Raw genomic sequence first — 19,190 nt, forward strand, 5'->3', positions numbered from 1 at the left:
TAACATGCACGACCACGCAGGTTAAAGGCGTATCGATCAATCCCCGTCTATGCCCTTGATGTCTGCCTGAATCTCCAGCTTCTTTATTTTTTCCCACAAATTCTTGCGGCTGATACCGAGTGCGGCGGCGGTATTTCCCATATGCCACTGGTGGCGGTCAAGCGTGTTCACGATGTAACGGCGTTCACAGGCTTGCAGGTATTGATTGAGGTCGGCTTCGGGCACGGCGGCGAGGCTTGGGGGCAGCAGGCCATCTTCGAACAAGTCGTCAGCCTTCAATGTCTCGTCATTGTTCAGGATGTAGGCTCGTTCAATGGCGTGCTTCAGTTCGCGCACGTTGCCGGGCCAGGGGTAATCCAGCAGTGCCAGTTCGGCGCTGGGCTGGAGGGATTTCTTTTTTACCGCATGCTGTGCCGCGAACTGCTCCAGGAACAGATCGGCAAACCACAGAATGTCTTCCTTGCGCTCCCGCAAGGGTGGAATCCTGAGCTGGATCACGTTGATGCGGTAAAAGAGATCTTCGCGGAATGTTCCCTGTTGTACCATCTGCTTCAGATCCCGGTGGGTGGCGCACACCAGGCGCAGATTGACGGGAATCGGTGCCTCGCCGCCGACGCGCACGATGTTTCGCTCCTGGATGACGCGCAATAGCTTGACCTGCATTGCCAGCGGCATTTCGCCGATTTCGTCGAGGAACAGCGTGCCGCCGTCGGCCTGTTCGAACAGGCCCATCTTTGTGCGGGCGGCGCCGGTGAAGGCGCCTTTCTCATAGCCGAACAGCTCGGCTTCCATCAGGCTTTCCGTGATCGCGCCGCAATTGACGGCGACAAAGGGTTTTCCGGCGGCTTTGGGGTCGCTGTTGTGCAGCTCCAGCGCCACTTTCTCCTTGCCCACGCCGGATTCTCCCGCAATCAGGATGGTGCTGGCGTGCAGTGCCAGGCGTGGCAGCATGTCGGTGATGCGGCGCATTGCAGCGGACAGCCCCAGGCCCGGTTTTGTGCTTCGGGAAGGGCGTGCCGATGTGGCCAGGACGCGGATCTTGTCCATCAGTTGGTCGAGGTCGAACGGCTTGGTGACGTAGTCCGCCGCTCCCTGTTTGAGCAAGCTTACCGCGGTGTCGATCGAGCCGAAGCCGGTGATGAAGATGAAGGGCGGCAGCGTCACGCCCGATTTGAGCAGGCGGGCAAACATCGCGTCGCCGGAGAGGTCGGGCAGGCGGATGTCGCTGATCGCCACGGCATAATTCTTCTTGCCCAGGCTTGCCAGGGCGCTTGCCGCAGTCTTGTGCCAATCGCAGGTGTAACCTTCCAGTTCGAAGCGGTCGCACAGGGATTCCCCCATGATCTCGTCGTCCTCCACCAGGCACAGGCGGGGCAGCTCGGCGCTCATGCCGCACGCTCTTCCAGCGGCAAGGTCACGATGAACCGGGTTTCCCCGGGCTGGCTTTGCACCATGATTTCTCCCTTCAGTTGCTGCACGATCTGGTAGGTGACCCACAACCCCAGGCCGTGCCCACCCTCGCGACCGGTGGCGAACGGCTCGAACAGATATCCCAGCTGTTCGGCCTCGATATGCTTGCCGTCGTTCTCGACCAGCAAGGTCAGTCTGCTGCTGTCCCGGTAAATATGGCAGTGCACGCGGCCCCGTAGTTCCACCGCCTGAGTCGCGTTGAGCAGCAGGTTAATCAGGATTTGCCGCACCAGGGTCGAGGGCAGCGGCAGAGTGTCCAGAATGTCGTTTTCCCACGCCAGTCCGGCCGTTTTTCTGTGGACATCGGGCAGCACCAGGGTGCGGGTATCCTCGATGTCCTGTACCGTGAGGGGGTGGCCCTGGAATTTGGCCTCCACCAGCAGGGCGGCAATAATGTCCTTGATCTGGAGCAGACCCCGTTCCAGCAGCGAGATGGTTTTTGCGGTCTGGGGGTCGGCGTTGTCGTGCTTTTTGAAGGTGCTGATCGCATTCAGCATGCCGCCCAGGGGGTTGTTGATCTCGTGGGCGATGCCCGCTGCCAGCCGCCCCACCGCCGCCAGCCGCTCGGAAAAGAACATCTGCTTTTCCAGGTTCTCTTTGTGCTTCAGTTCGCCCAGCATGCGCCTGAAAGCCACGCCGACCTGGCCGATCTCGTCCCTGGATTCATACAGGTTGCATTCCAGGCTGTCAGGCAGGGTTTGCCCCACCTTGCCCATGCACTTGGCAAGTTGGGTCAGGGGGGCCGCCATGCGCCAGGCCCAGTACCAACTCATCGGCAACAGCACGGCCAGTGCCAGCAGTGTCATGATCACGGCGCGCCGGGCGATGTCATAGAAGCGCGGCAGGAACATCGACCTGGAATACCCCATCACCAGCGAACCGAGCGCCACGCCATCGGAAATGATGGGGGTCACCATGTAAAATTTGTCCGATCCGGCCAGTTCCACCGCTTTCGGCTCGGTGCCGCGATAATCGGTGATCGCCTGCTGTAGATGGGCAAGGTCCGGGCTGACGCGGGCAGGGTCGGAAAGCATGGGGTATTGCATGGGATGGGTGGAAACGTAAACCTGCTGGCGCGCATCCAGCACCAGGATTTCTTCCGCCTGATTGACGTTCGCATGCGGTGTAGCCTGGAACGGCGAATTGATGATTTCATAGGCGCGCCATACATCGTCATGCACGATGGCCGGGGTGAGCGTGTGGGCCAGCGCCCGTCCCATGCTCCCGGAATTCAGCAGCACATCCCGCTTCAGGTCGTCGTAGGCGCGGAACATCAGGGAGGCGGTGACCACCAGCGCGGTAAAGATGATCAGCACGCTGCCGCGCAGGGGGATCTTGTAGTTGAAGCTGAGATCGCGAAACATGTCACTTCTCCGCAATAGCGCGCATCATTCGGGCGATGCTGTCGTACATGTGCTCGTCCCCCGCCACGAAACCGTCCAGGTGCAGGTTCCGCAGCAGTTTCGCCCCTTCTTCGTCCTGCGGCATGGCGAGCAGCGTTTTGCGCATCGCCGCCGTATCCGCCGGCGCAACCGTCTTTCCTACCACGAAGGGCGGGAAGCCGAATTCCGCGGATTCCCTGACGATGCGGGTTCGCGTCGTTAATTCAGGGTGCTGTAGCGCCAGGGTGTCCCATACGTAACTTTCCACCGCGCCACCCTGGGCTAGGCCGGCGGCCACCGCCTCCACCACCTTGCGGTGAGACCAGGTGAAAAAGGTTTTGCTGAAGAAGGTGCTGGATTTTTCCTGTAACTCGTGCAATTCATAGGCCGGCACCAGGTAGCCGGAATTGGAGTCGGGGTCGGAAAAGGCGAATACCTTGCCCCTTAAATCCGCGATGGACCGGGTTTGCCGGTCCGAGGCGGGTACGATCAGGTAAGAGCGGTAGACTGGTTTGCCCTGGTACACCGGCACCGCCAGCAGATTCATGGTCTGCTTGTTGCGTACGTAGGGATAGCCGCACAGCCAGGCAAAATCCAGCTTGCCGCTGCGCATGAGGTCGGTAATTTCACGGTAGCTGGCGCGCTGGACAAACACCACCGGCCGCTTCAGGTGGCTTTGCAGGTACACCCGCCAGGTATTGACGAAGGCGGTCTGGTCGTCGAGGAATACCGGCGTCAGGCCGATCCGGATCGGTACATCTTCCCCCGCCGCCCACGTGTTCGCAGCCATGAATAAGGCCCAACACAGCACCAGCCATCGCATTCCCCATCGCACCTGAAATACCTCCTTACTTGACTTGTCGTGATGTCGAGTGTAACGCAAATTGCCCTGCGCGATAAATACGCTGTTTCAGCGTCGAGATGGGCGGAAGCGGCGGCTATTACCGTCTGGTAATACCGCTGCTGTCGGCAGGGGTGATTGTTATTACCATGGGGTAACAATGAGTAGCGTGCTGGATCGTATATTAGATAATATCTAATTGATATTGATAGTATTGTAAAACATGGCACAGGTATTGCTTATTGGTGGTTGGCTGCAACCTGATTTTATTTGCGGCGGGACATCGGGCGCAACGGCATAAACGCTGTTGGCCATACACAACAGGAGGAGATGCGCTTATGAGTGAACTGCGAACTTCATCAATCGAAACCAGGGGAAAGGCAGGCCTGAAGCGGTACGCCATGGTGATCGACCTGCGCCGCTGCATCGGCTGCGATGCCTGCATGGTCGCATGCAAGGCGGAATTCGATGTGCCCCTGGGCGTTTTCAGAACATGGGTTCCGTACAAGGTGGTAGGCACCTATCCCAACGTGCGAAAGCATTTCATGCCACGCCTGTGCAACCACTGCGACGATGCGCCCTGCGTGCGTTCCTGTCCGGTCGGCGCGACTTACAAGGTGGAGGACGGTGGCTTCATCCTCCAGCACTACGACCGCTGCATCGGCTGCAAGGCCTGCATGGCGTCCTGCCCCTACAATGCCCGTTTCATGCTGCCGAAACATCGTACCTATACCGATATCACCAGCGTGGTGGACAAGTGTACCTTCTGTCACCATCGGGTAACACAGGGGCTGGCACCAGCGTGCGTGGTGACCTGCATCGGACGGGCGCGCATTTTCGGTGACATCAACGACCCCAACAGCGAGGTGTCGAAACTGGTGTCTACCCTGCCGACCCAGGTACTGCGTCCCGAGGAAGGCACCAAGCCGCACGTGTTCTACATCGGCCTGGACCGCAACAATTCCGAGTTTGGTCGCGCTGTTTACAACCCGCTCGATGTGCTGGAAGAGGATAGGCGGGCTTTCAACAAGAATCACGAGGGATAGGAGCAAATCATGGGTGACTTCAATATTTTCCATCACATGCCGTGGTCGAGTACCTATTCGATCTACTTCTTCGTCATCGGCATTTCTGCGGCGCTGTTTTTCTTTTCCACTCTCTCCTGGTTCCGCCAGGAATTCGAGCCGCTGCGCAAGAGCGCCTTCTATGTCTCCTTCGGGCTGATGGTGCTGGGCGGATTGCTGCTGATCGGCGACCTGTCCAAGCCGCTGCGATTCCTCAACATGCTCAATCCAGCCTACCTCAACTTCGCTTCGCCGCTGGCTTGGGGCGGACTGAATTTGCTCTTGTTCGGGGCGGTATCGGTGGCTTATTTCTGGATGATGCGCAAGAACGACGAAACCAACAGTCGACGGCTGGCCATTATCGGGGCTCTTCTCGCCTTGGGCTTGCCGGTCTACACCGGCTTCGATCTGACCGTGCACCAGAACCGTCCGGTGTGGAACACGCCGTTGATGCCGATATTGTTCGTGGCCATGTCCCTGGTTTCCGGCGCGGCGGTGGCGTCTTTCCTGGCGCCTGGGAAGCCCGAGAAACTGCTCGTCATGCTGCGTCGTTTCATGCTCTGGTCGGCAGGTGCGGTGGGCGTCATGCTGGTGTCGCTGCTCGGCACCACCGCCTATGGAGGCTCGGGCCAGGAACTCACCTTCATGTTCATGACCAGCGGCACGCTCGGCACGATTTTTATCGGCGTCGGCATCCTGCTCGGTACGGCGGCGCCGATTGCACTGCTGCTCGCGCCTATTGGAAAACAGCAACAGGGCATAATGATCGCCGCGGTACTGATACTGGTGGGCGGAATGGCATTGCGCTACTCGATTCTGGTCGGTGGCCAGATCGTCCAGACCTATTTCTAAAGATCAGGGAGACCAAACCATGTTGAATTTCAAAATCTCGCGGCGCGCCTTCCTCCAGGCCAGCGCCGCTACTACAGCCGCCGCGGCGGCTTCGCCGAAGTTGCTGCGCGCCATGGAAACCGAACTGGGAGGCAAGGATTTCAACCCGGTCGGCTACGCCGAGCGCAAGGCGATTCCCATTACCTGTCACGTCTGCAACATCCAGGACGGCGCCTTGGCCTATGTGGAAAACGGTCGCATCGTCAAGCTCGAAGGCAACCCGGAACACGTTTCCACCCGGGGCAGACTGTGCGCCAAGGGCAACTCGGGCATGTGGTACAGCTACGACCCGGACCGCATCCTCTACCCCTTGAAGCGGGTTGGCGCGCGCGGCGAAGGAAAGTGGAAGCGCATCACCTGGGACGAGGCGCTGGCCGAGATCGCCCAGAAGCTCGACGCCGCCCTCAAGGAAGATCCCAACACCATCATGCTGAAGTACGGTCGCAACCGCTCCGGCGGCGTCATCGACCGTTTCATGAATACGCTGGGATCGGCCACCGTCGTCAACCACACCTCGGTGTGCGAATCCTCGAAGAAGATCGGCATGGAACCCACCTGGGGGCCTGACATCGAAACGCCGGATTTTGCCAACGCCAAATACATCCTCAACTTCGGCTCCAACATCATGGAAGCGGCCTACTTTCACAACCCGTATTCCCAACGTCTTGCCGACGGCATGGCAGACAACAAGGCCAAGCTGGTTACTTTCGACGTGCGCCTGTCCAACACCGCCGGGCGCTCCGACGAGTGGATTCCGGTGTTTCCCGGCACCGACGGGGCGGTGGCTCTGGCCCTCGGCCACGTCATCCTGCGCGACGATCTGCAGGATAGCGACTTCATCGAAACCTGGACCAATGTTACCGTTGCCGAACTGAAGGCGCATTACAAGCAGTACACGCCGGAATGGGCCTCCAAGCTGTCCGGCGTGCCGGTGGAGACGATCGAGCGCATCGCGCGGGAATTCGCCACCACCAAGCCGGCCACCACCTACACCTACCGCGGCCCGGCCAAGCACCTGTATGGCTCCTACAACGAGAAAGCCACCATGATGCTGCCGATCATGACCGGCAACATCGAGGTGCGCGGTGGGTATTGCATGCCGCGCGGCATGGGCTGGCCTCAGCCGCAACCGGAACCGCCCAAGCCGGCCAAGCCATCCTACCTGTCTCACCCGGACGAGTACCCGCTGGCCCACCACAAGGTGAGCCATCTCACGCCGTTCTGGATTGCCGAGGGCAAGCAGAAGATCAACGTCTATTTCTCCTACCAGGACAACGCGGTATATACCAACCCGGGGTCGGACGCAGTGTGGGGCAAGCTGTATCGTGATGAAAAGCTGATTCCATTCTACGTTTCCATGAGCCCCTTCATGGGCGAAGAAACGGCGCTGGCGGACATCATCCTGCCCGACTGCCCGTATCTCGAGCGCTGGGAGCCGGAGTCCATGCCCAATTCCCTATGGCCGTGGCTGGGCATCCGCCAGCCGGTGATCAAGTCGCTGGGCGAATCGCGCGAGAACCGCATCATGATGCGCGACATCATTCACAAGCTGGATCCGGACGGCACGCGTGGCATGAAGAAATACTGGGATTTCAAGGATGGCGAGGACTACATGCGCCACCACTTCGACAACGTGCCGGGGCTGAAGGAAGCCGGCGGGCTGGACTTCCTGAAGAAGCACGGGGTATGGCCGATTTATGGCAAGCTTGATCCGGCCACCGGCAAGATCGTGGACAAAACCGGACGCGAGATCCAGCCGGAATACGGCCTGCACAAGAAGGAACTGTCCGCCGCTGATATGACCGGCGCCGTGGTGGAAAAGAACGGCTCCATCATGAAAAACGGCAAGGCCATCGGCATCAAACGCAAGGGCAAAAACTACGCCGGCTTTCCAACCCACGACCGGATCATCAACGTGCGCGTGGACGAATGGGCGAAATATGGCTTCAACCCCATGCCCACCTTCAAACAGATTCCCTGGCACAAGGACATGAAGGATGACGAAATGATCCTCACCACCTACAAGATCAACGTGCACAAGCAGTCACGCACGGCGGCGGTGAAGTGGCTGGCGGAGATCATGCACAGCAACCCGGTGTGGATGAACACCGAAACCGGCAAGAAGTTGGGTGTGAAAACCGGCGACCTGGTGCGGGTGGAAAGCAAAGTCGGCCATCTGGTGACCAAGGCCTATGTGTTCGAGGGGATCCACCCGAAGGTGGTGGCCATTCCAACCGCCTTCGGCCACTGGGCTTACGGTCGGCTGGCGCAACTCAAGCTGAAGAGCGAGAAGGCCGGTGCCTGGGGCGCGCAGGACGATCCCGACCTGAATAACGTGTGGTGGGAAGACAAGGGTGTTCATCCTAATCAGATCATCCCTGTGGTGGCCGACCCCATTGGCGGCTCCCAGGGCTGGTACGATACCGTGGTAAAAGTGACCAAGGCCGGGCCGAACGACAAGTACGGCGACGTCCAGGCCTCGTGGGAGAAGCACGTAGAAGCCTTCAAGGAAACCATGCGTTACGCTTACACCGGCGACCTGCACCGCAAGATGCACCCGGAAATGGCTTCCTGGGGCGGGCCGGGGAGCGTCAAGCACAAGGAGGGTGGCCATTGAGGTTTTGTAGCTTGGGTTGAGGGATCAGGAAATAGGAGAACCCTCGCGTAGCGAGACAAAAATCTTAGCCCATTGCCCCTAGCCCCTTGAGATGTTACAGAGTTTTTACCTGAGCAGGTGGAGTGCCCCGGTCAAGGTCCTCCGTTCGTGACCGGGTTTTTAGAGTCCCGGTCATGATCCTCCGTTCGTGACCGGGGTTTTTTTGAGAGGATTCCCATGCAGAACCAGAATGCAGCACTTGCCGAACCGCTGGAAGATACGCTATCACCGCTGGAATTGCGCGCCCGCGTCGGTTTTTACCAACTGCTGGCCGGTGCTTTCGTCGAAGAGCCGGGGTGCGACTACCTGGCCGCCCTGCGCACGCCGGAAGCCATGGCTGCGCTGGCCGAGTTGGGGTTGCAGTTCGACGCAGATTTTACCGATGCTCCCCTGGGCGAGCTTCAGGATGTTCTGGCTTGCGAATACGCCACCCTCTTTACCACCGCCGGCGGTTGTCCGCCGGTGGAGTCGTCGCGCCTCACCGGGCGTTTCCAGCAGGAACCCTTCCACGAGGTGAAGGCGATTTATCAGCGTTGCGGATTCGAACTGCAACAGGGTAAATTTGCCGTGTTCGAGGACCAGCTCGGGATTGAGCTGTCCTTCGTGGCAGTGCTGCTGGAAAACCAGGCAGCAGCACTGGAAAGCGGCGATATGGCTGCCGCCAGGCGGCTGGAAAAGGAAGTCAAACGTTTCTGGGCCATCCACCTGGGGCGTTGGGTGCGCGGCTATGCGACGCTGCTTGCACGGGTGACGGAGCATTCCTTTTACCGCGAAATCGCCCGCCTGTTGCAGGGTTTCGCCGAGGAAGAGCTGGCCCTGCTCAATGTGCGGGTGGACGACGCGGACGGCGGACGCGAGGAGGTGCCGAAAAGCGAAATCCAGGTGCTGTTCAATCCCGATGAACCCGTGTGCGGTGGCTGCGACCATGGCAAGGAGCAAAACAGGACTTTCGCATGAACCATGAATTCGCCTGGGACGAACTGGCGCTGCTGTGGGATGGCAATAATTTCGGCGCCGTCCACGACTGGCTGGGGGAGCGCTGGAATCACCTGATCCAGACCCGTCCGGGCGGGCACGAAGACCCGGACGCCCAGTTCCTGCAAGGCCTGGCGTTTGCGGCGCTGGCCTTTCACTTTACCCAGAACCACAATCAGGACGGCGCAGCGCTGCTTGCCGAGGATGCCCTGGCTATGCTGCCACGATTCCTGCCTTCTTGCCGCGGGGTGGAGATCGCGCCCGTCCTGGAAAATCTGAACACCTTGCTTCCGCTGCTTGAGGGACTGGACCACGAGGCCGATTGCCCCATGCAGCCTTTCGTTTTCAACAAATTTTCCTATCAGGTGATAAATTAATGAGCGGACCCATACCGGAAATCACCCTTTGCCGTTGGGCAAAACCAGAAGATGGGCCCTTTGCCGAGCCGGTTTTCATCTTTGACGGCGATAACCTTCCCGAAGATCTGACCCACGTCTCGGTAGTCCTGCGAGCCGCCGGACGGGAACGTGTCCGCGAGTTGATGGCTCGGGGTGCTGCGCGGTTGCTGCTGGGCGAGGCCGCACTGCTGGACAGCAGTCTGATCGAAACCCTGAGCAAGGAGTTCGGTGCTGAGAAGGTGGGGGTATGGGTTCCTGTGCGGCGCCTGGAGGTCAGCTGGGCGCTGGACATCACCTCCAACGCCGACTTCAGATGCGTCACTCCCTCCTGTGCCAAGCCGGCCTGGGAAGTGCTGAAAAGCGACGGCAGCCGCAGCGGCACCGATGCCGGCTGGTGGCTGGGGCAAATGCTGGAGCGCGGCGCTTCGCTGGCGCTGCTCGGGGTGGATATCGCCGACGACACCGGCCTCAATCTTTGCGCCGAACTAATGGAGCAGTTCGGCACCCGGCTGTGGTTGACTCCTCTGACGAATCCTGGGGCGGATTTGCTGCCATGGATACGGTACGGTCAGGCAAGAAATCTGGCCATTCCCGATATCGAACATTACGACGAAGCAGCGATGCTGGCCCTGCGCCAGGCACTGGAACCCGCAGTAGAGGAAGCGGCATGAGAAACCCGGCGAGATATTTGATCGTATTGGCATGGGCCTTGTCTGCGCCGGCATGGGCCGCCGGTACGGCGTTACTGGACGGCGCCCAACTCAGGGAAGTGCTGAAGAAAGACCAGCCCTGCTGCGTGATCGACGCCCGCAGTGAAGGCAGGCGCAAACGGCAGCCCATTCCTTTCGCGGTGACCTACAACGAAGGCGTCAAGCCCAAACCGGGCGGCTATGCAGTGGTGGTGGGCGACAACGACCCTCAGGCCCTTGCGACTGCCCAAAATGTCTCAAAAAACAGCGGGCAGGACGTGTATGCGGTGAAAGGCGGCTACGCTACCTGGAAGCAGGTGCAGGCGGGCGGGAATAAGTCCTCCTCTGGAGCAGAAATTGTCGCTCCGCAACGCTTCACAATTCCCAGCAATACCTGCGAACAGGGGAAGGCTCTCCACGAGTACAAATAACCCATGCTGACCCAGCCCGAATATCGTGCCACCCGCTGCACCCGCTACCGCTACCGTTACAGCGAGTGCAGCCGCTGCGCCGAGGCATGCCCCCACGAGGCGGTGGAACTTTCCGACGAGGGCATCCGGATCAGCGCGTCGGCGTGCCGGAACTGCGCCCTGTGTGCCGCCGCCTGTCCCACGGAAGCCCTGCTGGCAGACAACCTGCCCCGCATCGAGGTGTTGAAACGCACCGCCAAACTACCCGAAGTGACCTTCGCCTGCGCCCCTTCCGAACTCAATGGCGATGAAATCGTGCCTTGCCTGGGTGGGCTGGATGCGGCGATGCTGGCCTACCTGACCAGCCGCGGCGTTGCCGTCACGCTGGCCGGCACCCAGCATTGCGCCGAGTGCTCCCATGGTGTGCGGGGAGAAGCACGGCTGGGACTCCATCTGGAAGCGGTAGAGGCGCTGCGGGGTATTGTCGGCAGCCAAAAGTGGGCCGAAATCAGCGTGCCTGACGAGGGCGAAACGGAACCGGGCAAGGCCGGGCACGATCCCTCCCGCCGCCACCTGTTCCGTCGCTTCGTTGGGCGCGGAGCGGACCAGCTGACGCGTCCGATTTCCGCCACCGAGGTGCAGCCCGTTCCGCTCAAGGCAATCCGCTTCGCCGCGCCGTTTTCCACCGCCGGACGGGAATTGCTGCAAATCCTGTTCGAAGCCGCACCGCAAGATCATGTTCCCTTGCCTGCCTATCCGGCGCTTTACGCCGCCAAGGTCGGCATCCAACCTGGCTGCACCGCCTGCGAGGCCTGCGCCCGCGCTTGTCCCACCGGCGCAATGCAAATCAGGGAGAGCGGCACGGCCTGGGAACTGGGTTTCCAGTTCTCCCGTTGCGTCGGCTGCGGCGTGTGCGTCGAGGTCTGCCAGCCGCATGTGTTGCATTTTCAGGACGAAATGGAAAACCTTGCCAAGGCACCTGAACCGGTGATCCTGCACGCCCTCGGCAAACAACGCTGCACCCGCTGCGACCGCTTCTTCATCTCGCCCGCTCCGGGCGGAAATTTGTCCGATCTGCGAAGGGGACGATGCGGATTTTTCGTCCATTTTTGGCTAAAGGAAAGCCTGATGTTAACCGTGCCTATGAACAATTTCCAGATATGCAGGTTGGTGCCAAGGCCGCAGGCCGAAGCCCAACATCGGTGACCGCCATTATGTTGGGCTTCACTTCGTTCAGCCCAGCCTACATGAGAATTGCATGGAGTCATGATGCTATATGACAGCCACGGACGCCGCATCGAATACCTGCGGCTCTCCGTCACCGACCGCTGCGACCTGCGCTGCACCTACTGCATGCCGGAAGGCTTCAAGGGCTACGAAGAGCCGGCCAACTGGCTGACGTTCGACGAAATCGAGCGGGTGGTGGGGGCTTTCGCCCGTCTTGGCGTGCAGAAGATCCGGCTGACCGGCGGCGAACCGCTGCTGCGGCGGAACCTGGCCGAGCTCGCCGGTCGCCTCTCCTCACTTCCCGGCATCGCCGACCTGTCCCTTTCCAGCAACGGCACCCAACTGGCAAAACACGCGCAGGCCCTGCGCGCCGCCGGCATCACGCGGCTCAACGTCAGCCTGGATACCCTCGACCCGGCCCGCTTCGCCGCGATCACAGGGCGGGATGCGCTCGCTTCCGTGCTGCACGGCCTGATGGCCGCAAAAGAAGAGGGCTTCGGCCCGATCAAGATCAACATGGTGGTGATGGCGGGCATCAATGACCATGAGGTCGACGATATAGTCGCCTTCTGCGGCGAGCGAGGTTTCGTGTTGCGGCTGATCGAGACCATGCCGATCGGGGAAACCGGCAGAAACGCCGGGTTCGTTGCGCTCGGCCCGATCCGGGAGCGCCTGCGGTCGCGCTTTGGCCTGGTGGACGGCGTCGTGCCCGGAGGCGGTCCCGCCAAATATCTGGTATCCCCCGATGGTCGTTTCCAGATCGGTTTCATAACACCCATGTCGCAGCACTTCTGCGAAACCTGCAATCGCGTTCGTTTGAGCGTCGATGGCACGCTCTATCCCTGTCTCGGCCAGAACGACAAGGTGGATGTGCGGGCTTTGCTTCGTTCCGGTTGCAGTGATGAGCAATTGGAACAATTGCTGCTCGAAGGGATTGGGCGCAAGCCGTTCAAACATGAATTCGATGAGGATCCGGCAAAAGTCGTCCGTTTCATGTCTTCAACAGGAGGTTAGCGATTATGGCTGTCAGAGTGCTTTATTTCGCTTCACTGCGCGACGCGCTGGGGCAAACGGAGGAAAAAACCGTGTTGCCGGACTCGGTCGCGACGATTGCCGAACTTCGCGCCTATCTGGCTTCTCGTGGCGGCGAATGGACCCGGCTGGTTGCGTCCAGTAACCTGCGTTGCGCGGTAAACCAGGAAATGGCGTCCCTCGGGATGGCCGTCAAAGATGGTGACGAGGTGGCATTCTTTCCACCGGTCACAGGCGGTTAAGGATCCTTTGAGATCGGCCGGTCTTGACAACACGCTTAGAGGTCATCGAACATGAATCATCTGCTCAGCAAGGCTTATAATGTCAAAATCTGGATTCGGTTGGTCGTCACCATCTGGTTGATGCTGGTGGTCGCCTGGAGCGGAATAGTGTACTGGGCGTCGTGGGAGCAGCGCCGCGCCGCCATCGAACAGGCACGATATTTCGCCGACAGCGTCCATCAGATGACGCTGGCCGGGCTGACCGGCATGATGATGACCGGCACCGTGGCGCAGCGCGCCATCTTTCTCGACCAGATCAAGAACTCCAACGATGTTAACGAATTGCGCGTGCTGCGCGGCGATCCCATCATCAAACAGTTCGGCACGGGCATGGCCGGGGAAAACCAGCGCGACAACGCCGAGCGGGATACGCTGCAAAGCGGCAAACCCTTCTACCAGGTGCAGCAGGAAGGTGCGGGCGAAGTGCTGCGAGTAGTGCTTCCTGCCATTGCCAAGAGCAACTACCTGGGCAAGAACTGCCTGATGTGCCACATCGTGCCGGAAGGAACAGTGCTCGGCGCGGTCAGCATGAAACTGTCGCTCAAACGCGCCAACGACTCGACGCAAAACTTCACGATCAAAATCCTGGCGGTAGCAGTGGGCACCAGTATCCCGCTGCTGTTCGCCATTTACCTGTTCATCACCCACTTCGTCACACGGCCGCTGCGGGAGATGACCCAAAGCATCCACAACATCGCCGAGGGGGAAGGTGATCTGACGCGCCGCCTGCCCGTGCGCGGCCGCGACGAAATCGGACAGGCTTCGGCGATGTTCAATCGCCTGCTGGAAAAGCTGGGCAATTTGATCGGCCAGATCAGCAACTCCGCCGGACAGGTCTCCGAAGCCTCGCACCAGATGTCTGCGAACGCCGCGCAAATTGCCGAAAGCTCGGAGCGACAGAACGAAAAATCCGCCAGCGCAGCCGCCGCGATGGACCAGATGACCTCCGGCATCGCCGCGGTGGCGGGCAGTGCCGAGGAGGTGCAGCATGCTTCCGACGAAAGTCTGCGCCGAACCGAACAAAGCGACGAGAAACTGGCGCAACTCCTGGCACAAATCCAGATGGTGGAAAATGCCTTCCGGAAAATCGCCGGCACGGTCGATGAATTCATCGGCAGCACCCAGTCCATCAGCGCCATGACTGGTCAGGTCAAGGACATCGCCAATCAGACCAACTTGCTGGCCCTGAATGCCGCCATCGAGGCGGCTCGTGCCGGGGAGGCAGGGCGTGGTTTCGCTGTGGTGGCAGACGAAGTGCGCAAACTGGCGGAAAAGTCTGCCCAATCGGCGCAGCAGATCGACGGCATCACCCAGGCCATCGCGCAACAATCCGGCGCCATCGAAACATCCATCCAGGAAGGCATGACGGAACTGCGCACCAGCAACGACTCGATGCGCGAAGTCAGCGCGGTGCTGGCGGAAGCCAGGCAATCGGTCGTCAGGGTGAACGAGGGGATGAATGCCATCCGCGAAGCCACGATCAATCAGCGCTCCGCGAGCCAGTCAGCCACCGGCAATGTGGCGGCCATTGCCGCGATGGCCGAGGAAAACACCCACGCCATCGAGCAGGCCGCCCGGGCTGCGGAGCATCTGGAACAGCTTGCGAATGCCCTGCAAGACGCGGTAAGCCGGTTCAAATATTGATATTGAGGGAGGACGTCATGGAATGGGAATTCACGCCGCAACAGGTGGTAAAGGGTGAAGTGGACTATGGTCTGGAAGCATTCCGGCGTGATCTGATGCAGGAAGTGTCCCTGAATGTGCCAGGTATCGGGGAAGAACAGTTGAACGCAGTTTTCGCGCTCGCCTACGATCTTTGCTACTGGCTTGCCACCGGCAAGGACTACGACGAGTTCGAGGAGCGGTTCGAGGATCTCAATATGCTGATGTTCTTGCGTGCCCTGCGGGAGCATGGCCAGGGCAACGTGGAGATGCTTGGCGCCATCCTGCAGCGCATGATCATGGACGGGGTAGAGGCGGGCATGCCGCTGGACAAGGCAGTTGCTCATGTGGCAACGAAGCATCAGGAGGCCGAGAAAATGGGGATACAAGGTAGCAGCCCTGCCTGAACTTACTGCAACGAAGTAGGAGCGTAATATTCTTCCAACCTGACTCGTCGGTAGGAGCTTGAATCAAATTGAGAACGCCTCCTGGCATATCATCGCCAAGAGGCGTTTTTAAATGAGACAGGGCTTCGGAAGCCGCTGTGCCACCGAGGCTTAAAATTCCGCCTGCAACCGCGTGAACAACGCACTCTTATTGCGGTTAACACCCTCACCCTGGTTGAAGGTGGCGCCGCCGATCACCCCTTTGCTGTAGCCGCTGACCCCGTCTTTCAATTTTGCAACTGCCGCGCCGAAATCAAGGGCGAGGAATTTATTGAAGCGGTAGTTGCCCATGAGCAGATAGTCGGTGCCCACGTCGCTGCTTCGTCCGGTTGGGGTCTTGGTGTTGCCGAACCAGCCTGCCGCCACGTAGCCACTGAGGTCCTGGGTGATGGGGAAGGCGTATTTCGCCTGGACGGTGGAAAGACCGTAGCCATTATTGGAAATATTGACCGAATCCCCGTCAAAGCCTGTGTCAGTGGGTCCCTGGATGGTAAGAATGCCGGTGTACCCCCAGTAACCATTGGTTTTAGCCAATGCCTGGGTGGGCAAAAAGCCTGTCCCATCCGATTTCCCCGAAGCATGGGTCGCCAGCAGACCGAATTTGCCCGGCCCGGCCCCGCCGGCGAGTTCAAGTTTTACCGCCGTACCGCTGCCATTGCCGACACCTGTTGCCAGCAGATCTTTGTCGGTTCTGGAGGCCAAGATAAAGGCATTGACCATCAGACCTCTCCCCACCTCAACCTGCCCGCCCAAGCCAAGGTTGCTGTGGTTGCGCTGGATGGCCGCCGGATCGCCGGCGCGGACGAATGAACCACCGAGGTTTATCTGGTTCTTGCCCGCCAGCGGCAAGACATAGTCCAGCTGGTAGTGCGCCAGGTCGTTGGTGTTGGTGTTGGTTTCGCTCTTCTTCTTGAGGCTGCTGGCAAAAGCACGGAGCTTGCCGACGCCAACCGGCGCAATCGCCGACAGCGCTACCGGATTGTAGTTCCAGTCACTTGAAAACAAGGTGTCGCCAAAATAATCCCCCAAGGGGACGATGCCCGCCTGGAGGTTAATGCCGCTCTTGGTCGTGTAATCCATCACTGCGTGGCGGACGGCGAGGTTGTTTCCGCGTGTGCTGTTGTTGGTGGTGTCGATGTTATCCGTGGTGTGGCCCAGTTCCATTTGCAGGTGGGTCTTGAATTGTTCGTCGAACTTGATATCCACGTTTTGACGAATCCGCGCCCGGCTCGCGTTCTGACTGCCTTCCCCTGAAACGTCATTGTCCACCGAATAACTGTTGATGCGGTATTGGCCGCCAAAGCTTACCTCTGGGCCGCTCCCGGTTTTCTGGGGTGCATTGGCGATGGCAGTGGTGTTGGCGCGGAGTTGCGCTTTCAGCGCGTCCATTTCTTTTTCCAGGGCTTCCAGTTTCTTGAGTACTTGAGCATCCGGAGTGTCGGCCGCCATGGCGGGCTGTGCCGACAAGCCCACCAGCAAGCTGAAGGCTGTGGCGCTGAATGCTTGGGCCACTCTGCTGCCTGAGTACATATTTCGGTCGCCTGCATACGTTAATTGCATCGCTTTCTTCATCTGATATCTCCCCACGGTTGATGAGCCTCTTAAGTGGCCGGATAAAAAGCCGACCAAGCACTCTTTAAGCAAGTCCCGTACCAATACATAACACATTGTTATGTATATACATTTTTCTTGTGAGCAAGGCTTGCAATTACCGTTTGGTTATATTCAACAGAGAAATATATTACCTTACCGTAACACGTCGACCCTCGGCATGATGTATCTGGCCTTTATGGGCGACTCCCTGTAGGAGCATTACTATGATGAACCGCGTGAGCATTATCTTCTGCGCTGTTTCGTTGATTATCACTGCGGTGGTTCTCGGCGCAGGCTGCAACCTCGCCGCCATGCAGCGCATGATCATGGACGGGATGGAGGCGGGCTTACCGCTTGAAGAGGCGGTGGCGCAAGGGGCCGCCCATCACCAGCAGATGGTGCGCCAGGGGAATTTCAACTGCGGCTGACTCCAGGCATCTGTAAGTCTTTCGGCCCCGCCGCCCCCCTTACCGCGGTATCGCCTGATTGTCCGAGATGCTTTTGATGCTGGCGTTCAGCGCCGCTTCCGGCGATGTGTCCGCCGTGGCGTAGATGTTCATGTACTTGAGGCAGATCACCCGCAGGCAGGATGACAGATTCTTGTCGTTGGCCACCAGGCAGTTGTCCAGTACATTTTCCAGCAGGCGCGGCATGGCGAGGTGACATTCACTCGCCATGGCTTCCAGCACATTCCAGAAGGCGCGCTCCAGCGATACCGTGGTGCTGTGGCCGTGGATGCGGAAGCCGCGTTTTTCCGGGATGAACTCGCTGATCTGCGCCGTGGTGCAGGCGTTGAACATGTGATCCATGACATGGTTGATCTCGTTGTAGATAGTCATCGTCGTTCGATTCTCACGGTTGTTTGCAATAAATACTACCACCGCCAAATCCGGCAGGGCTAGAATTCCATCACATACAAGTGTAAACGCCTTCTACCTTACAAGGTTCAATGGGGCTGCACAGAAAAACCAAGGAGACGTTAGTTATGGAATTTTTCCGCAAGACGCTGGACCCTGTGATCGCGATGGCGACCATCGCGGTGCTGGATATTTTCCTGTTTCTGGTTATCGGCGGATGGACCGTGGGCGGCGGCGAAACCATGATGACCGGTCTCATCGCCCAATGGTTCATGGGTGACGACCTGAAGCGCATCCCCTTCTGGGAGCTGGTGTTCCCGCCCCACGCCGACTATTGGAAAATGTACATCAGCCTCGGCATGTTCTTCGGCGCGTTTGTCGGTGCCGTGGCCAGCAAGGAGTTCTACCTGCGTATGCCGCGCCATTTCCAGGAGTGGATGTTGATTACCATAGGCGGCCTGCTGATGGGCATCGGCATCCGCATGGCCTATATCTGCAACGTATCGACCTTTTTCGGCATGATGCCGGAAATGAACATGGGCGGCTACTTGGCCATGTCCGGCATCCTCGCTGGCGCCTGGGTCGGTTCCCTGATCTACAAAAAAGTCCTGGAGGGTTAAATCATGTCACCTATCGCAGAATGTATGCTCGCGTTTTTGTTTGGCTCGGTGGTCGGGTTGCTGATGCAGCGATCCCGTTTCTGCAACACAGCGGCACTGCGTGACGCCATCATGTTCAAGACCTATCGCAACACCAAGGCGCTGCTGGTGGCAATGATGATCCTGAGTATCGGCTTCACGGCTTTCATGACCGTGGGTGCAGGCCATCCCCTGGAATTTGATGTGGGGCTCAATACCTTTGCCGGGTTGTTCCTGTTCGGTATCGGCATGGTACTGGCCGGCGCCTGTACCGTATCCACCTGGGTCAAGACCGGTGAAGGCAATTTTGGCGCCTTGTGGGCGCTGTTGTTCACCTTTGTCGGCATGTTCCTCTTTTCCCTGGTGTGGTCATTGAACTACTGGCCGCCGGCACCGGCGAGCATGACCGGCGACCCTAACCTGCCGGCGCTGCAACTGGGCTTTGCCAATGCCCGCACGCTCCAGGACAAGCTGGGCATTCCCGCCGTGTTCTTCGGGCTGATCCAGGCCGGTGTTTTGTATGCCATCTATCGCGCCATCCTGCGCAAGGAACGCGCCCAGCACACTCAGCACGAGAAACACCAAAAGGAAGTTGCCGTCGAGCACAAAAAGTGATTTTTGGACAACCGAACGACGCCGGTCATGGCCGGCATTCAGAATAAATGAGGAGACTTGAAA

The 19,190-nt window shown here is 59.3% G+C and carries 20 protein-coding genes; 15 read left to right on the plus strand and 5 right to left on the minus strand.

The window, feature by feature from the left end; translation table 11 throughout:
- Positions 1-36: 36 nt before the first annotated feature.
- The 3 genes from VMV64_RS00700 to VMV64_RS00710 are packed head-to-tail and all read right to left on the minus strand — an operon-like array spanning position 37 to position 3,642.
- Positions 37-1,389, minus strand: a complete 1,353-nt coding sequence (locus VMV64_RS00700) for a sigma-54 dependent transcriptional regulator (RefSeq protein ID WP_325328020.1) — start codon at positions 1,387-1,389, stop codon at positions 37-39.
- Complete coding sequence (locus VMV64_RS00705; protein ID WP_325328021.1) at positions 1,386-2,834, minus strand: ATP-binding protein; 1,449 nt, start codon at positions 2,832-2,834, stop codon at positions 1,386-1,388. The genes VMV64_RS00700 and VMV64_RS00705 overlap by 4 nt, the downstream gene beginning before the upstream one ends.
- A gap of 1 nt (position 2,835) precedes the next feature.
- Positions 2,836-3,642, minus strand: a complete 807-nt coding sequence (locus VMV64_RS00710) for a PhnD/SsuA/transferrin family substrate-binding protein (protein ID WP_325328022.1) — start codon at positions 3,640-3,642, stop codon at positions 2,836-2,838.
- A gap of 389 nt (positions 3,643-4,031) precedes the next feature.
- Between VMV64_RS00710 and VMV64_RS00715 the strand changes: the two genes are divergently transcribed.
- From VMV64_RS00715 to VMV64_RS00770, 12 genes are all read left to right on the plus strand, one after another.
- Positions 4,032-4,739 (plus strand): 4Fe-4S dicluster domain-containing protein, encoded by a 708-nt coding sequence (locus VMV64_RS00715; protein ID WP_325328023.1) that lies wholly within the window; start codon positions 4,032-4,034, stop codon positions 4,737-4,739.
- 9 nt (positions 4,740-4,748) lie between these two features.
- The gene (gene nrfD / locus VMV64_RS00720; RefSeq protein WP_325328024.1) at positions 4,749-5,609 is read left to right on the plus strand and encodes an NrfD/PsrC family molybdoenzyme membrane anchor subunit; all 861 of its coding nucleotides are present in this window, start codon (positions 4,749-4,751) and stop codon (positions 5,607-5,609) included.
- Between the two features lie 19 nt (positions 5,610-5,628).
- On the plus strand, positions 5,629-8,265 hold the full coding sequence (locus VMV64_RS00725; protein ID WP_325328025.1) for a molybdopterin-dependent oxidoreductase: 2,637 nt from the start codon (positions 5,629-5,631) through the stop codon (positions 8,263-8,265).
- A 216-nt stretch (positions 8,266-8,481) separates the two neighbouring features.
- A complete protein-coding gene (locus VMV64_RS00730) occupies positions 8,482-9,261 on the plus strand; it encodes a molecular chaperone TorD family protein (RefSeq protein WP_325328026.1) in 780 nt (259 codons plus the stop codon).
- Entirely contained in the window at positions 9,258-9,656 is a 399-nt protein-coding gene (locus VMV64_RS00735; protein WP_325328027.1) for a hypothetical protein, read from the plus strand. Before VMV64_RS00730 ends, VMV64_RS00735 begins: the two co-directional genes overlap by 4 nt.
- On the plus strand, positions 9,656-10,348 hold the full coding sequence (locus tag VMV64_RS00740) for a hypothetical protein (protein WP_325328028.1): 693 nt from the start codon (positions 9,656-9,658) through the stop codon (positions 10,346-10,348). The genes VMV64_RS00735 and VMV64_RS00740 overlap by 1 nt, the downstream gene beginning before the upstream one ends.
- Positions 10,345-10,797 (plus strand): hypothetical protein, encoded by a 453-nt coding sequence (locus VMV64_RS00745; RefSeq protein WP_325328029.1) that lies wholly within the window; start codon positions 10,345-10,347, stop codon positions 10,795-10,797. Before VMV64_RS00740 ends, VMV64_RS00745 begins: the two co-directional genes overlap by 4 nt.
- A 3-nt stretch (positions 10,798-10,800) precedes the next feature.
- The gene (locus tag VMV64_RS00750) at positions 10,801-11,982 is read left to right on the plus strand and encodes a 4Fe-4S dicluster domain-containing protein (protein ID WP_325328030.1); all 1,182 of its coding nucleotides are present in this window, start codon (positions 10,801-10,803) and stop codon (positions 11,980-11,982) included.
- A 60-nt stretch (positions 11,983-12,042) separates the two neighbouring features.
- A complete protein-coding gene (moaA, locus tag VMV64_RS00755) occupies positions 12,043-13,017 on the plus strand; it encodes a GTP 3',8-cyclase MoaA (RefSeq protein WP_325328031.1) in 975 nt (324 codons plus the stop codon).
- 5 nt (positions 13,018-13,022) lie between these two features.
- Positions 13,023-13,277 (plus strand): molybdopterin converting factor subunit 1, encoded by a 255-nt coding sequence (gene moaD / locus VMV64_RS00760; protein ID WP_325328032.1) that lies wholly within the window; start codon positions 13,023-13,025, stop codon positions 13,275-13,277.
- Positions 13,278-13,328: 51 nt separating this feature from the next.
- On the plus strand, positions 13,329-14,960 hold the full coding sequence (locus VMV64_RS00765; RefSeq protein WP_325328033.1) for a methyl-accepting chemotaxis protein: 1,632 nt from the start codon (positions 13,329-13,331) through the stop codon (positions 14,958-14,960).
- Between the two features lie 17 nt (positions 14,961-14,977).
- A complete protein-coding gene (locus VMV64_RS00770) occupies positions 14,978-15,385 on the plus strand; it encodes a hypothetical protein (protein ID WP_325328034.1) in 408 nt (135 codons plus the stop codon).
- Between the two features lie 150 nt (positions 15,386-15,535).
- Here the strand turns inward: VMV64_RS00770 and VMV64_RS00775 are convergent, their stop codons facing one another.
- Positions 15,536-16,936 (minus strand): hypothetical protein, encoded by a 1,401-nt coding sequence (locus VMV64_RS00775; RefSeq protein ID WP_325328035.1) that lies wholly within the window; start codon positions 16,934-16,936, stop codon positions 15,536-15,538.
- A gap of 305 nt (positions 16,937-17,241) precedes the next feature.
- On the opposite strand from VMV64_RS00775, the gene VMV64_RS00780 reads away from it, so the two are divergent.
- Positions 17,242-17,445 carry a hypothetical protein gene (locus tag VMV64_RS00780; RefSeq protein ID WP_325328036.1) on the plus strand — a complete coding sequence of 68 codons (204 nt, stop codon included), beginning with the start codon at positions 17,242-17,244 and terminating at the stop codon, positions 17,443-17,445.
- Between the two features lie 39 nt (positions 17,446-17,484).
- On the opposite strand, the gene VMV64_RS00785 is transcribed toward VMV64_RS00780, so the two are convergent.
- A complete protein-coding gene (locus tag VMV64_RS00785; RefSeq protein WP_325328037.1) occupies positions 17,485-17,856 on the minus strand; it encodes a ribbon-helix-helix domain-containing protein in 372 nt (123 codons plus the stop codon).
- Between the two features lie 110 nt (positions 17,857-17,966).
- On the opposite strand from VMV64_RS00785, the gene VMV64_RS00790 reads away from it, so the two are divergent.
- Positions 17,967-18,494 (plus strand): YeeE/YedE thiosulfate transporter family protein, encoded by a 528-nt coding sequence (locus tag VMV64_RS00790; protein ID WP_325328038.1) that lies wholly within the window; start codon positions 17,967-17,969, stop codon positions 18,492-18,494.
- 3 nt (positions 18,495-18,497) lie between these two features.
- Positions 18,498-19,127, plus strand: coding sequence for a YeeE/YedE thiosulfate transporter family protein (locus tag VMV64_RS00795; RefSeq protein WP_325328039.1), 630 nt, complete (start codon positions 18,498-18,500; stop codon positions 19,125-19,127).
- The last annotated feature ends 63 nt before the right edge of the window (positions 19,128-19,190 follow it).

Origin of the sequence: Sulfuricella sp. (genome assembly GCF_035531155.1) — a bacterium.
Lineage (GTDB): Bacteria > Pseudomonadota > Gammaproteobacteria > Burkholderiales > Sulfuricellaceae > Sulfuricella.